General features: G+C 62.4%; 10 protein-coding genes. 6 read left to right on the top strand and 4 right to left on the bottom strand.

The window, feature by feature from the left end:
• Positions 1-8 precede the first annotated feature (8 nt).
• The 4 genes from HNQ65_RS13125 (at position 9) to HNQ65_RS13110 (ending at position 7,265) form a co-directional block, all read left to right on the top strand.
• Complete coding sequence (locus tag HNQ65_RS13125; protein ID WP_246438199.1) at positions 9-698, top strand: RNA polymerase sigma factor; 690 nt, start codon at positions 9-11, stop codon at positions 696-698.
• Between the two features lie 135 nt (positions 699-833).
• Positions 834-4,367 (top strand): PVC-type heme-binding CxxCH protein, encoded by a 3,534-nt coding sequence (locus HNQ65_RS13120; RefSeq protein WP_184340001.1) that lies wholly within the window; start codon positions 834-836, stop codon positions 4,365-4,367.
• A gap of 60 nt (positions 4,368-4,427) precedes the next feature.
• On the top strand, positions 4,428-6,374 hold the full coding sequence (locus HNQ65_RS13115) for an NAD(+) synthase (protein WP_184340000.1): 1,947 nt from the start codon (positions 4,428-4,430) through the stop codon (positions 6,372-6,374).
• Positions 6,375-6,485: 111 nt separating this feature from the next.
• Positions 6,486-7,265 (top strand): transporter substrate-binding domain-containing protein, encoded by a 780-nt coding sequence (locus HNQ65_RS13110; RefSeq protein WP_184339999.1) that lies wholly within the window; start codon positions 6,486-6,488, stop codon positions 7,263-7,265.
• A 329-nt stretch (positions 7,266-7,594) separates the two neighbouring features.
• On the opposite strand, the gene HNQ65_RS13105 is transcribed toward HNQ65_RS13110, so the two are convergent.
• Both HNQ65_RS13105 and HNQ65_RS13100 read right to left on the bottom strand, forming a co-directional pair.
• Entirely contained in the window at positions 7,595-8,305 is a 711-nt protein-coding gene (locus HNQ65_RS13105) for a transposase (protein WP_184339998.1), read from the bottom strand.
• 433 nt (positions 8,306-8,738) lie between these two features.
• The gene (locus tag HNQ65_RS13100; protein WP_184339997.1) at positions 8,739-9,734 is read right to left on the bottom strand and encodes a ThuA domain-containing protein; all 996 of its coding nucleotides are present in this window, start codon (positions 9,732-9,734) and stop codon (positions 8,739-8,741) included.
• A gap of 102 nt (positions 9,735-9,836) precedes the next feature.
• On the opposite strand from HNQ65_RS13100, the gene HNQ65_RS13095 reads away from it, so the two are divergent.
• Complete coding sequence (locus HNQ65_RS13095) at positions 9,837-11,369, top strand: outer membrane protein assembly factor BamB family protein (protein ID WP_184339996.1); 1,533 nt, start codon at positions 9,837-9,839, stop codon at positions 11,367-11,369.
• Positions 11,370-11,673: 304 nt separating this feature from the next.
• On the opposite strand, the gene HNQ65_RS13090 is transcribed toward HNQ65_RS13095, so the two are convergent.
• On the bottom strand, positions 11,674-12,909 hold the full coding sequence (locus tag HNQ65_RS13090; protein WP_184339995.1) for a DUF1015 domain-containing protein: 1,236 nt from the start codon (positions 12,907-12,909) through the stop codon (positions 11,674-11,676).
• A 142-nt stretch (positions 12,910-13,051) separates the two neighbouring features.
• Between HNQ65_RS13090 and HNQ65_RS13085 the strand changes: the two genes are divergently transcribed.
• Positions 13,052-13,459, top strand: a complete 408-nt coding sequence (locus tag HNQ65_RS13085) for a hypothetical protein (RefSeq protein WP_184339994.1) — start codon at positions 13,052-13,054, stop codon at positions 13,457-13,459.
• A 117-nt stretch (positions 13,460-13,576) separates the two neighbouring features.
• On the opposite strand, the gene HNQ65_RS13080 is transcribed toward HNQ65_RS13085, so the two are convergent.
• Positions 13,577-15,052: a CbiX/SirB N-terminal domain-containing protein gene (locus HNQ65_RS13080; protein WP_184339993.1), complete on the bottom strand. Its 1,476-nt coding sequence runs from the start codon at positions 15,050-15,052 to the stop codon at positions 13,577-13,579.
• Between the last annotated feature and the right edge of the window lie 89 nt (positions 15,053-15,141).

Below are 15,141 nucleotides of genomic sequence, written 5' to 3'. Positions count from 1 at the left end.
CATCGCTCATGACCCTCGCTAGCATGGCGGTCACACTGCCAGCCTACCTCATGCCCGAACCGGAACGGAACGCTCCTCACCAACCGCCGCAGGCTGCTGCCGACGGTGCCGAGGAGTCTGCCGACCAGGAGAGCGTACGCCTCATGCTCCGCGTTAAGGAGGGAGACGTGCAGGCCTTTGAGCGCCTCGTGGAGCTGCACCAGAACGCCGTCGTGGGCACCTGCGCCCGCATGCTCAACAACATCGACGACGCGCACGACATCGCCCAGCAGGTCTTTCTCCGCGTCTGGCGCAGCGCGCCGCGCTATGAGGCCACCGCCAAGTTCACCACCTGGCTCTTCACCATCACCCGCAATCTCGTCTTCAACGAAACCCGCCGCCGCTCCCGCCGCAAGGAGGTCAGCATGGAGCAGGAAAATGAGGACGATCCGCCCAAGCACTTTGTGGACCACAGCACGCCGGGGGCAGACCACCTCACCCAGCAGGCGGAGCTGGAGCAGGCGCTGGACAAAGCCATCGCCGCACTGCCGGAAAAGCAGCGCATCGCCGTCATCATGCGCCGCCACCAGGATCTGCCGTATGAGGACATCTGCAGCGTGCTCAAGATGTCTCTGCCTGCCGTGAAGAGCCTGCTCTTCCGAGCGCGCACGGAGCTGAGAAAGCACCTCGCGGCGTATTTGGGGGAAGACGTGGAGTAGCACGGGCAATCCTGCCCGTGAAGAGAGCGCTCGCTGCGGGCAAGATTGCCCGCACTACTAAGAATTGCCCGCCATCCTCCATTTTTCAGGATTGAAGTTTCCCACGGCCTCAGGCGTACTCTCCGCCCCAACCGCATGAAACTCTTCCTGCTCGCCCTTTTCACGCCAGCGCTTCTCCTCGCCGCACCGAAGCCGCTGTTTCAGTCCAAGCTCATCTCCAATGCCACGCCCGGACACAGCGTGGACATCGACGTCTCGCTGGAAGGGGCCAAGGAGATGTATCTCGTCGTCACCGATGGCGGCAACGGCTATGGCGCTGACTGGGCAGACTGGGCCGAGCCACGCCTCGTCCTGGCAGATGGCAGCGAGAAGAAACTCACCGAGGTGGAATGGAAAGCCGCGCAGAGCGGCTGGGGCAATGTGCGCGTGAATGCGAGTGCTGGCGGCACCGAACTGCGCAGCGCAGGCAAGGCCATCGACTACGGCATCGGCACGCATGCGAACAGCGTCATCGCATTCAATCTCCCTGCGGGAGCCAAACGCTTCAAGGCACGCGGTGCGCTGGATGAAGGCGGCACCAAGCAGGGTGGCGACAGCGTGGAGTTCCGCGTGTACACCGAAAACCCCGGCACGATCGTCGCCAGCGACAACGCCTCGCACGATCCTGAAACCGCCGTCGATTCCCTCGATGTGCACCCCGAGCTGAAGGTGCAGCTCTTTGCCAGCGAGCCCATGATGGCCAGCCCCTCCAGCATCGACATCGACGCACGCGGCCGCGTGTGGGTCTGCGAGGTGGTGAACTACCGCAAGCATCTCGGCGAGCGCGCCGAAGGCGACCGCATCCTCATCCTCGAAGACACGGATGGTGATGCCAAAGCCGACAAGTCCACCGTCTTCCACCAAGGCCACGATGTGGACAGCGCCCACGGCATCTGTGTGCTCGGCAACAAGGCCCTCATCTCCTGCGGCGACGACGTCTTCTGGCTCATCGACGACAACGGCGACGACAAAGCCGACCGCAAAGAACTCATGTTCACCAAAATCGGCGGCGCACAGCACGACCACGGCATCCACGCCTTCCACTTCGGCCCCGATGGCCGTCTCTACTTCAACTTTGGCAACGCTGGCAAGCAGCTCTGCGACAAGGACGGCAAGCTCATCACCGACATCCACGGCGTCAAATGCACCAACCAAAACAACCGCCCCTATCAGCAGGGCATGGTCTTCCGCTGCGAACTGGATGGCAGCAACGTCGAGGTGCTGGCGTGGAACTTCCGCAACAACTGGGAGGTGGCCGTGGATAGCTACGGCACGATGTGGCAGTCCGACAACGACGACGACGGCAACAAAGGCGTGCGCATCAACTACGTCATGGAGTTCGGCAACTACGGCTACTCCGACGAAATGACCGGCGCTGGCTGGCAGACGCCACGCATCGGCTGGGAGAGCGAGATCCCCCTGCGCCACTGGCATCAAAACGACCCCGGCGTCATCCCCAACCTGCTGCAAACCGGCGCCGGCAGCCCCACCGGCATGCAGGTCTATGAAGGTGATCTGCTCCCCAGCATCTTCCACGGCCAACCCATCCATTGCGATGCCGGCCCCAACGTCGTCCGCGCCTACATCACCCAGCCCGACGGTGCAGGCTATAAAGCCGAGATCGTCAACATCCTCGAAGGCACCAAGGACCGCTGGTTCCGCCCCAGTGACGTCGCCGTGGCACCGGATGGGTCATTGATTGTGGCCGACTGGTATGATCCTGGTGTCGGTGGACATGGGATGGGAGATGTGACGCGGGGAAGATTGTTCCGCGTGACAACGAAGGCGGCGGAGAAGTATCAGACCCCGAGTGTGAAGCTGGACACCGTCGAAGGAGCCGTGGCTGCGCTGAAGTCACCGAATGAAGATCAGCGTTATCTTGCATGGAAGAAGCTCGAAGAAATCGGCTCCGAAGCTGAGCCCGAGCTTCACAAGCTCTTCCGCGACACCAAATCTGTCCCACAGCATCGCGCCCGTGCCCTGTGGCTGCTCTCAGCTCATGAGTGGGAGCGCCTCAATCCCGGTTCCGACAAACCCAACCCGCACGACCTGACCCTTCCCGAGTGCCTCACCCAAGCCCTCGCCGACACCGATCCCAACATCCGCATCACCGCCATCCGCGTCGCTCGCCGTCTGCTGCAGCAAGCGCATCCTGAGATGTTGCGCGAGGCGATCGCAAAGGTCGTGAAAGACGCTTCGCCTGCGGTTCGCCGGGAAGCGGCGATTGCATTAAGGTTTGATGGAAGTGAAGCAGCATCCAAACTTTGGGGTGAATGCTCAGATCGCACTCCGTTGGGAGACCGTTGGATGTTGGAAGCTGCCGGAATCGGAGCGAATCAGCACGCAGATGAACGCATAAAAGTGTCCGGAGCGAACACCGAACGAACGTTCAACGCGAGTATCGACACGACTATCGATTTGATGTGGGTGGTTCAATACCGAGCCAAAGCTGAGCAAACCGCAGGCCTGATCACGAAGCTCGCTGGTTTGGGCGATAAAGGAGGCTTGCAAGCATCATTCAATCCGCTCAAACACCTTCGAGCATTGCAATTGATGCAGTATCACCACCGCGAGGAAGTCGCCAAAGCCGCGCTGACCATCTTCCTCAAAGCCGACGCCGAAACCGCCCTCGCCGCCACCGCGCTGCTCGACCGCAACACCATCGCCTCGAATCCCGAGGCCAAGGCGCGACTGGACTCGCTGCTCAAGCCCGTTATCGGCAAACCGGAGTTCATCTCCCTCGTCGAGCGTCTGAACCTCACTGGCTTCGAAAAGGAACTGCTCGACTACATCGTCGCCAATCCGAATGCGCCGGAGTCGGTGAATGCGGCGCGCCTCATCGCCATGAATCGCGATGGCGCGCTGCGTTTCCTCAAGACCGCCGATCCTGCTGCGGCCAAGACACTCGTCACCGCGCTGGGCCGTGTGAGCGACCGCGCCTCGGTGGCCGTTTTGAACCAAGCCTTCTGGCAGGAGAAAGACCTGAGCGTGCGCCATGCCATCATCGACTCCCTCGCGCTCAGCGGCGAAGGCGGGCGCAACATTCTGCGCTGGCACAGCGAAGGCAAACTGCCTGCCGACTTCAAAGACCAGGCCGCGCTGGCGCTCAGCCGCAGCACCGATGCCGGGCTGCGGAGCGAGGCCGCGACAGCTCTGCCACTCCCTGCCGCACAGGGTTTGGAAAACTTCCCCAAGCTGCCCGAACTCGTAAAGCTCAAAGGCGATGCCGCCAAAGGCCCGCAGATGTTCATGCAGGCCGGGTGCATCGCCTGCCACCGCGTCAAAGGCCAGTACATCGACTTCGGCCCCGACCTCTCCTTGATCGGAGCCAAGCTCTCCGCCGAAGGCCTCTTCACCGCCATCATGTATCCCAGCGCCGCCATCGAGCACAGCTTCGTCGGCCGCCAGATCACGATGAAGGAAGGCTACGTCGTCACCGGCTATCCCATCAGCGAAACCGACACCGAACTGACCCTCCGCATCGCCGGCGGAGCCTCCACTCCGGTGAAGAAATCCAGCATCGCCAAAAGCGAAGAGCTCAAGCAGTCCCTCATGCCCCCCGGCCTTGCCGGAGCCATCGGCCCCCAGGGGCTGGCGGATCTCGTCGCGTGGCTGCAAACGTTGAAGTAGCTGCATCAGCCTTCGTATTTCCCCCTCGCAAACCCTGCACACCACGTGCTAGTTTCCGCGATGCCCCGACCAGCACCTACACCGACCTCCACCCGTGAACGACTTGGCTTTGTACGTGTCGCCGCTGTGTCCCCGGAGCTGGTGCTGGGAGATGTGGGCAAAAACGTCGCCATTATCGCCCGCGAGGCGCGCACGCTGGCACAGCGCGGCTGCAGGCTGGCGGTGTTTCCAGAGCTGAGCCTCACCGGCTACTCCTGCGCGGACCTGTTTCACACTTCGGTGTTGCTGGATGCCGCCCTGAAGGGCCTGGGAGATCTCATTCAGGCCACTCAGGATCTGCCCTGTGTGCTCGTGGTGGGCCTGCCGCTGCGTGTGCAGGACCGCCTCTACAACGTGGCCGCCGTGCTGGCCAAGGGCCGCATCCTCGGCCTGGTGCCCAAGACCTTTCTGCCCAATTCAGCGGAGTTCTACGAGCGGCGCTGGTTCTCCCCCGCACACACGCTGACCGCCACCTCACTGCGCCTGCATGATCAGGAGGTGGCCCTCGGCAATCTGCTCTTCGAGGCGCTGGACGTGCCGGGCTTTGTGCTCGGCGTGGAGATTTGCGAGGACTTGTGGACGGTCATCCCGCCTTCCAGCCATCTGGCGCTGGCCGGAGCCGTGCTGCTGGCCAATCCCTCCGCCAGCACGGAGGTGCTGGGAAAGGCCCCCTACCGCCGCCACCTCGTGGCGCAGCAGTCGGCGCGCTGCCTGGCCGCCTACCTCTATGCCGGGGCAGGCGCTGGGGAATCCACCACCGACGTGGTGTACTCGGGGCATGGACTCGTGGCGGAAAACGGCAGCCTGCTGGGCGAGACCGAGCGCTTCTCTTTTGAAACCCGTGCCATCATCACCGATGTGGATGTGCAGCATCTGGCGCATGACCGCCTGAAGAGCACCGCCTTCCGCGATGAGGCGGGCAGCATCGGCTTCCGCCGCGTGGCTTTCAGCCTCGGTGCTGCGCTCGGAGAAGCAGACACTCTTCTGCGACCCGTCACCGCTCATCCGTTTGTGCCCTCGGCCAAAGCGGACCGTGCGGCGGTGTGCGAAGAGATCTTTGCCATCCAGGCCACCGGATTGGCACGCAGGCTCAAGCAGGCGCGGGCCAAGACAGCCGTGCTGGGACTCTCGGGCGGGCTGGACTCCACCCTGGCGCTGCTCGTGGTGCTGGAGGCGCTGCGCCGTGCAGGCATGCCATCTAGTGCGGTGCTGACCATTACGATGCCCGGCTTTGGCACCACCACCCGCACGAAGGGCAATGCCGAAAAGCTGGCCGAGGCGCTGAATGTGGAGCTGCGCACCATCTCCATCAATGAGGCCGTGCATCAGCACTTTGCGGACATCGGCCACTCCGAGCATCAGCACGATGCCACCTATGAAAATTCGCAGGCCCGCGAACGCACGCAGATCCTGATGGACGTGGCCAACAAGACCGGCGGCATCGTCATCGGCACCGGAGACCTCTCCGAGGCGGCGCTGGGCTGGTGCACCTTCAATGGCGACCACATGTCCATGTACCACGTGAACACCGGCGTGCCCAAGACACTGGTGCGCTACCTCATCGAGTGGTGCGCCGCAGGCCCCTTTGCGGAAAAGGCGGGCGAGGTGCTGCGCGACATCGCCGACACCCCCATCACCCCCGAGCTGCTGCCGCTGGCGGCCGATGCCTCCCTGCAGCAGAAGACCGAAGACACCATCGGCCCGTATGAGCTGCATGACTTCTTCCTCTTCCACTTCGTGCGTCATGGCAGTAATGCCGAGAAGATCCGTTGGCTGGCCGCTCAGGCCTTTGCCGGAGTGTATGACGACGCCACCATCTCCAAATGGCTGGCGCTCTTCTTCAGGCGTTTCGCGCAAAATCAGTTCAAGCGCTCCGTCGTGCCCGACGGCCCTAAGGTCGGCTCCGTGGCCCTCTCTCCGCGCGGCGACTGGCGCATGCCCAGCGATTACGCGGGAGAGCTGGGGTAAGAACCAAAAACAAGAACCACTAATCTCACACTAATGGAACACTCATAATTCAGACTCTGGCATTAGTGTCTGATTAGTGTTCGATTAGTGGTTCAAAAAAACCGATTCCTCATGAAGCACCTCCTTTCCGCTTTCTTCCTCTGCCTGCTGCTAAGTGCCTGCTCCCGTGGCAACAAGCTCATCATCGGCACGGATGCCACGTATCCACCCTTTGAGTTCGTGGATGAATCCGGCAACATCACCGGCGTAGACATCGAGGTAGGGCGCGAGATCGCCAAGTCGCTCGGCAAAGAAGTCGAGTTCCGCAACATCAACTTCGACGGCCTCATCACCGCGCTGCGCTCCGGCTCCATCGACCTCGTCATCTCCTCCATGACGGCCACGCCTGAGCGCCGCCAGTCCATCGACTTCTCCGAGCCCTACGTGAAGACCGGGCTGGCCGTGCTCGTGGCCAAAGACTCCACGCTGCAAAACGCCGACGATTTGAAAGCACCGGGCCGCAAGATCGCTGTGCGCCTGGGCACCACGGGAGAGAGCTGGGCACGCGCGAACCTCAAGGAAGCCAAGATCATCGCCCTGGATGCCGATGTATCCTGCGTGATGGAGGTGGTGAATGGCAACGTGGACGCCTGGATCTACGACCAGCTCTCCATCATGAACTACCACGCCAAGCACGCCGCCAAGACCCGCGCCCTGCTGGCCCCGCTGCGCGAGGAAGTCTGGGCCGTGGCGCTGAAACAGGGAAACACCGAGCTCAAAGCCAAGGTCAACGAAGTCCTTTCCCGCATGCGCACCGACGGCACCTTCTCCAAACTGGCCGACCGCTACATGGCCAAGGAAAAAGCCATGATGACCGCCCAGGGCCTGCCGTTTGTGTTTGAGCTGAAGTGACCAGGGAGCTGGCGCTGCCCGGAAAGTAGGTTGGGTGTGTTTGGCGGCGGCAGCTTTCGTTGCTCCAACGCGCTCTACGCCAAACCGCCCGACAATGAGCGTGTTCGCACGCCATGATGCTTGCCGTACGCTGATGGACGGGCGGGCTTACGCCACACCCATCCTACTGCTAGCGCAACGCAGGCCATTCGTAGGTTGGGTGTGTTTGGCGTCGAAGACTTTTCGACGTCTTGAGACGATCTTCGCCAAACCGCCCGACCACCAGGACGACCGTACGCCATGGTGTTTGCCGTACGCTGATGGACGGGCGGGCTTGCGCCAAACCCGTCCTACGAAGGGCGATTTGCATCTTGAATCGACTGGCAAAACCACACGGAGGCTTCATGTGCGGTCAACTTGGCTTTGATGGGATTCTTGGCGATGTAGCGGACGGTGGCCTGATAATGTTCTGCATCACGAATGATGCGGTCAAAGTTTTCATCCTGCCACAGAGGCCCTTTCCGGCCGAGGCTCCGCTGGATGTGCTGGGCGGTGAACCACTTCCATGAGTTGCACACATCCTCCAATCGATACCCGCCTGATAATCGGCACATAACATGGACGTGATTGGGCATCACCGCATAGGAAAGCATTTCGCAGCGCTGGCCTTCGAAATGATGCAGCGCCTCAACCACCACGCGTCGATGCCGCGCCTCTCGTAAGAGGCATTCGCCATGACCTTCATCGAGCAACCGTTCCAGTTTGCGCTGGCGGGTACGTTGAAAATCCTGCCATTCTGCCCGTTCGTCGGCAGACATCGGAATGGAGCGATCAGTCAATTTCTGCCGCCATGATTCAGCCTCACGCTGCATCTCTACCAAGATGGCCTCAGGGATTGAATCAGCGAGCCTGAATGTGACAAAGTAAGCAGCACCCGGCAGCCTCCAGTGCGGGAGATGGCGCTCATACTTGGTGAAGTCTCCTGATGGTATTGAACTGCGCGGATCAAACCCTTTGAAATCAACCGGCAAAGGAATGATGGAGGGAATCGTCCATGGCATAAACGGAGAATTGGATGTCGAATGGCGCAGTGCAAGCCATTCGTAGGTTGGGTGTGTTTGGCGCGCAGGGTGCTCTTCATCACACGAACACTCCTCCGCCAAACCGCCCGACCACCAGGACGACCGTACACCGAGGTGTTTGCCGTACGCTGATGGACGGGCGGGCTGTCGCGACACCCATCCTACTGCTGGAGCGGTGCGCTTCGTCGTAGGTTGGGTGTGTTTGGCGCACAGGATGCTCTTCATCACACGAACACTACTCCGCCAAATCGCCCGACCACCAGGACGACCGTAAGCCATAGTGTTTGCCGTACGCTGATGGACGGGCGGGCTTACGCCACACCCATCCTACGACAGCACACACGCCACGAGACGCTCGGAAGCGGCAGCTTCACTCTTTCGTCGTTGCGAAGCCTCGCTCGAAATCAATCCCTCACTTCCCCATCACAAAGTCATCCGGCTTCAGTCCCTTCTTGAACTCGCCGAAGCCGTACATCGTGGGCTTGTACTCCCCCACGGGGGTCACGTCGGCCTTCTCGGGCACGTTGAGGCCCAAACCCCAGTACACGCCGTTCACCACCATGCGGCGGAGGCCTTCGTTGGTCAGGTCGGTGGCGGCACCCATCGTAGTGGCCAGGATCTTGTTTTCGGTGCCGGCGTCGTTCTTCACCACGCGCAGCCAGGCCACGGGCATCATGGGGCTGTTCACCTCCTGCTCCACCTTGGCGGCGGTGGCTTTGCGGTAGCTGGCGGGGGCGGTGTCGGGCGTCATGCCCTGGAGGATCTGGCCGCGCACCAGGATGATGGAGTCGGCAGGCGGGGCGGCTTCATACACATCCGTGTTGGCAAAGAGATCGCTCACGGCGGTGAGCACGGGATGATTCGCATTGGCAGCTTCGATGACGCCACGAGTGGCCTCGACCTTGTGCTTGCCCCAATGGCTCACCCAGGTCTCGCCGAGGAATTTTTTACCCCAGCCGCCGTTGTTGTTGAAGTTCCACGCGGCATAGGGGCTGTCCTTCGGGTAGCCGTTGAAGGCATGCGTGCTGGTGCGCAGGGCCACGATGGGGATGCCGCGGTTCACCGCAGCTTCAAATTTCTTGGTGGTGGCCTCGTCCCAGTGGCGGAAGCGCAGCAGCATCACGATGGCGTCCGCGCTGTCCAGCGCCTCGGGGTGGGGCAGGCTGGCTCCGTTTTTGGGATCGATGGTGCCGTCTGCGCCCAGGCTGAAAAGCACGGTGCATTTAAAGCCGTGGCGCTGGCTCAGGAGCTTGCCCAGCATGGGCATGGCCTCCTCGCTGCGGTATTCCTCGTCGCCAGAGAGCAGCACGATGTGCTTTCCTTTAGCCGCACCGGCGGGTTCATAGACGACGTGATCAGCGGCCATCAGGCCGGACGCGGCAAGCAGGGAGAGGAGCAGATGTTTCATGAACGTTGGTTGGAAGTGGGCGAGAATGAGACATACGTCGGATAATGCCAGCCATTTCCTCCGACCTGCGACAGGCGTAACTTGCAGCCCCCCCATTCCCTCATGCCCCCCAAATTCCCCCTCATCCTCACGCTGCTGGTAGGCGGTGTCTTCGTCTGGCTATGGAGCACCGATCACGTGTTCCGCTCTGCCAGCATCATGCTGCTGGTGCCGCTGTACCTTCTGCTCATGGCCCTCTGGTGGGCGCTGCACAGGAAGGGCATGCGGCTCCGGCGCCTGGGCGTATTTGCGGTCGGCATCGCCTGCATCTGGGGTTTGTTCAAGTATGTGATCCGCTATGACGGCAGCGCCGATGGCTCGGCCATGCCCAGCCTGGCGTGGCGCTGGCAGAAGCCGGAAGCCCTGCCCGCATTAAAAGCGGCGGCGGCAGACGCAGGTGCGGCCCCCACCCCCATGCCTGCGGGTGCGGCGGACATGCCGCGCTTCTTTGGTCTCAAAGGAGACGGTGCCTACCCCGAGCCTGACTGGCAGACCGACTGGGCCGCGCATCCTCCGCGCGAGGTCTGGCGCATCAAGGTGGGCGATGGCTGGGCGGGCTTTTCTGTGGCAGGCGGTCGTGCCCTGACGCAGGAGCAGCGCGGCGAGGAGGAGTATGTGACCTGCTATGACCTGGCCACCGGCAAGCTGCTCTGGGCCCATGCGGACAAGGCACGCTTTGATGAGCCTATGGGCGGCATCGGCCCGCGCGCCACCCCCACCGTGGATCTGGCGCACAATGCTGTGCTGGCGCTCGGTGCCAAAGGCCTGCTGAACTGCCTGGACCTGACCACCGGCAAGCCGCGCTGGAGCAAGGACGTGCTGAAGGACTGCGAGAGCACCAAGGACCCCGAGTGGGGCAAGAGCACCTCCCCGCTGATCGTGGGGGAAAACGTGATCGCCAGCGGTGGCGACAAGGGCATCACCCTCGCGGCCTACCGCATCGCCGACGGGCAGCTCGTGTGGAAGGCAGGCGAGGACGGCGGCAGCTACAGCTCCCCCGTGCTGGCCACCGTGGCCGGGCGCGAGCAGATCGTGAGTGTGAACGCCAACTCGGTGACCGGGCACGATCCCGCCACAGGTGCGGTGCTGTGGAAGTTCGACTGGCCGGGCTTTTTCCCCAAAGTCTGCCAGCCTGCCCAGGTGTCGCCGGACCGCATTCTCGTGACGAGCAGCTACGGCCTGAAAAGCAACCTGCTGGAGATCAAGGCGGATGCCGCAGGCAAGATGGCCGTCTCCTCCGTTTGGAGCAGCAGCGCGCCGCGCACCAAATTCAGCAGCCCCAGCGTGCTGGGCGGCCATGCCTACGCGCTGGATGAGGGCACCTTCTGCTGCGTGGATCTGGCCACCGGCGAGCGCGTCTGGCGCGATGGGCGCTACGGCTTTGGCCAGCAGATCAAGCTGGGAGATCACTGGCTGCTAGTGCAGGCCGAAAAGGGTTTCGTAGCTCTGGTGAAAGCCAATCCGGCAAAGCTGGAGGAAGTCGCGAAGCTGCAGGCCCTGAGCAGCAAGACCTGGAATCCGCCCACCCTCGCAGGCCGCTGGCTGCTGGTGCGCAATGACAAAGAAGCCGTGTGCTACGAGCTGGCTGCGAAGTGAGGCAGCGAATCAGCCGAAAGCGGGGCATCCATGCACCATGGCGCATGCCGTGCGCTGGCAGGCCTGTCTTCAACGCGAGCTCACTGGTCTTTGCGAGAGCGTGAGGGATCGGGACGATCCCTCTCCTCCAGAGGCTTCGCCAACGGAAGCTTCGTCCCAGCTTCGGAGGGGGATCATCTTGATCCCCACACGAGGCGTGTGTTTACGGAGATGCAGGAACAGCGTGCACCGCAAGGCGGGTGATGCGGGGATTGCAGTGCTGGCGGAGTGCTGCGGGCCCGGAGGCCCGCGCTCCTTTGTCGCCTCAGCCCTCCAGCGTGTGGATGAACAAACCGCTGCGCAGCTTGGGCTCAAACCAGGTGCTCTTAGGCGGCATGATCTGGCCGACGTCTGAGATGGCCATGAGCTGATCCACGGTGGTGGGGTACATGGAAAAGGCCACGGTGTGCTCCTTGCCGTTCACCAGCTTTTCCAGCTCGGCGGTGCCACGGATGCCACCGATGAAGTCGATGCGCTTGCTGGTGCGCGGGTCGTCGATGCCAAGGATGGGCTTGAGCAGGCGGTCCTGCAGAATGCTCACATCGAGCTGGTCGATGGGGCTGGCGTTTTTGTCCGCCTGCCAAGTGAGCTCATACCACTGGTCCTTGAGGTACATGCAGCACTGGCCGGGCTGTGTGGGGGATTTGAGCGTGGTGGGCTTGAGGGTGAAGACTTCGCCGACCTTCTTGATAAACTCCTCGCGGTCATTGCAGTTCAGGTCCTTCACCGCGCGGTTGTAGGGCAGGATTTTGAGCTCGTTGCCGGGGAAGAGCACGCTGAGGAACCAGTTGTAGTTTTCCTGCCCGGTGTGGTTCGGGTTGGCCTCGCGGCGCATCTTGCTGACGCGGAAGGCGCTGGCGGCGCGGTGGTGTCCATCGGCCACGTAGGCGCAGGGCACCTGGCTCTCAAACAGGCCGGTGAGAGAGACGCAGAGGCCCAGGGAGAGGCGCCAGACCTGATGACGCACGCCATCGGGGGCGGTGAAGTCATTGATGGGCTTCTCGTCCTTCATGAAGCTCTCGATGAGGGCGGTGATGCCGGGGCGCTGGCGGTAGGTGAGGAAGATGGGGCCGGTGTTGGCGTCCAGCTTGTCCACCAGATTGGTGCGGTCGTCTTCCTTGTCCTGGCGGGTCTTTTCGTGCTTTTTGATGATGTCCTTCTCGTAGTCCTCGGTGTGGCAGACGGTCACGAGGCCGGTCTGGCTATGGCCGGCGATCACCTGGCGGTAGAGGTACATGCAGGGCTTGCTTTCGCGGACGAGGATGCCGTCCTTTTGCAGGCGGTCAAAGTTCTCACGGGCCTTGGCATAGACGGGGGCGGAATAGGGGTCGATCTCGGGGTCCAGGTCGATCTCGGCACGGTCCACATGCAGGAGGCTGAAGGGCTTGCCTTTGGCAAGGGCGGCTGCCTCCTCGCGGTTCACCACGTCATAGGGGACGGCGGCGACTTCGGGGGCGTTTTTCTGGGTGGGGACGAGACCTTGGAATGTGCGGATGCGCATGGGGCGGGATAGAACGCGGGGGGGCGCTTGTCAAACGGCACTCGTGGGCGGATTTGCTTCATGATTCCGAATAAAGCTGTCGGCTGATCTCGCTGGCACCGAGGTGCTGGTAAAAGTGCCCCTCCGCTGCTATGCATGGCGCGTGGAAGATGATCTGACGCTCTTTGATCGCGAAAAGCCGCGCTACCTGCTGCCTGAGGGCTGCAAGGATCTGTATGATGTCATCCGCCAGCAGGAGCAGGCGGCGGCGGATCTGGCTGCCAAGCGGAAAACCGCGCTGATGCATGCGGATCTGATCACAGCCTGGCTGGAAAAGCATGTCCCAGCACCTCTTTCCGAATCTCTTCCTCCGCTGCCAGCATCGGTGCTCCTGCCAGACCTGCTGACGATTGGAGCCCTGGCGGATCTGCTTCATCTCAAGCCCTACAAGCTCATCTCCATGCTGATCCAGTTGAAGGTCTTTGCCTCCGCCGATGAGGAGATCGGCTTTCCCCTGGCCTGCGCCGTGTGCCGACATCTGGGGGTGGAGGTAGGGAGGGTGGGAGACTGACGAGACGCCTGGCGCGTAACATCGCCCCCCGGTTGGCTCCGCCATCCAGAGCAGATGGCTACGAGAGTCTCGTGTATTGCGCTTTCTGTTTCCACCGCAGGCCCCACCTGCCGCATATCACCCCACTGCGGCCTTCTCCTTCGCCTCATGATTCTCCCGCGCTACTTTGCGCGCTGCGGAGACGACATGCGTGCAGGCTTCAATGCAGAGCAGGGGGATGGCGTTGTCGGCGTGGCTGGGCTGTGTCTTTGAGGCGGCGGCTCCGGCCATGGGCTGGGTGGCGGTGAGGGGCCAGAGGATGCGGCGCAGGCACTTGGTGTTGGCGCAGGTCTTGCCGATCATGGCATGGGCCTGATCGTCGGTGATGTTGTTGGCAAAGCGGTACATGCCGGTCTGGCGACCGAGGAGATCGCGCAGCGGCACGGCGGAGAGTTTTTCCTGCTCAAGCGCACGCGCCATGCCGATGGCGGCGGGGTAGAAGAAATCCAGCGCGAGGCGCAGCTCTTCGAGATCAGCGAGGTCGAGCCGCCAGCCGCGATTCAGCGTGGGCGCGGAGTGCAGAGGGCGGAAGGTGCCAGCAGCGTCGTTGCGGGCGATGTAGAGGGCATCGTGTGCCTCGTGGTGCACCTGCAGGCCGTCTTTGCCACGATCTGCCGTGTGGCAGAGCGAGTAGCTGCCGTCTGTGTTCGTTATGATGGCGATCTCGCCGATCTCATCGATGCCGGAATTGAGCCAGTAGGCGAGGGAGGATTTGATCTCGTCATTGGCCATGCCGGGTGTGTCTTGCACGCCGTGCTTCACGTCGAAGTCGTGCACCTGATCGAGAATGACATCGGCCATCAGAGACTCGGTGCCGATGGCGCCGCTGTAGTAGATGCTGCGGCCCTGGAGCAGGTGCGGGTTCTGGTGGAAGACGCCGCTCTCGCTCAGTGCCTCGCCCACCTCCTCGCGCATGCCGAGGAGCACGGGGATGTCCTGAAAGCTGTGCAGGCCATCGGCGATGAAGAAGGGCACCACGACGACATTGGGCGCGGTGGTGAGCGTGGCCCAGTCCTTCACAAAGGGGGCCTCCTCCATGTAGGCGTCCAGCACTTCGGCAAAGCCATAGTGCCCGGCGCGGATGAGCGCCACCTGGTCTTGGATGGCCTTGGTGGAGTTCTCATTCAAACTGGTGCCATGGCCCACGATGACGAGGCTGGTCTGCTCTCGCGGCACGTGCGGGGCCACCTCGTCGGCGCGCTGCAGCAGCAGGCGCGTCATGTTGGGGTGGATGCCCACGGGGTCGCAGTAGCGGATGGTCTTGCCATCGCGCTGCGTGGTGGGGCCATCGAGCCGGAGCTCGCGCGGGAGCACCTGCTGGCAGAAGTAGCCCTCGCTGATGAAATTGGGCACGATGTAGATGACGTCGCTGTCCACCATCTCATAGACCTCGCGCATGTTGGGCTCCTCTTTCCAGAAGCAGCAGGCCACCTCGCGGAAGAGGCCCCGGCGGCGGATGGTGTCGGCGTGGCGGTGCGTGGGCTCGCTGGAGTCCGGGTTCGTGGTGGAACCATGACCGACGACGATGAGTGCGGCGTGTTTGTGTGAGGTCAAAGCGAAGAAAGTGAGAAGTGATTGATTCGTCCTCGTCCTCCTACTCGAACTCGTCCTCGATCAAAGCGCGAACGCTGGCTGATTCATGA

This window comes from Prosthecobacter vanneervenii (genome assembly GCF_014203095.1).
GTDB lineage: Bacteria > Verrucomicrobiota > Verrucomicrobiia > Verrucomicrobiales > Verrucomicrobiaceae > Prosthecobacter > Prosthecobacter vanneervenii.
Note: the sequence above shows the minus strand (reverse complement) of the source record. Positions and strands in the feature narration are given on the sequence as shown.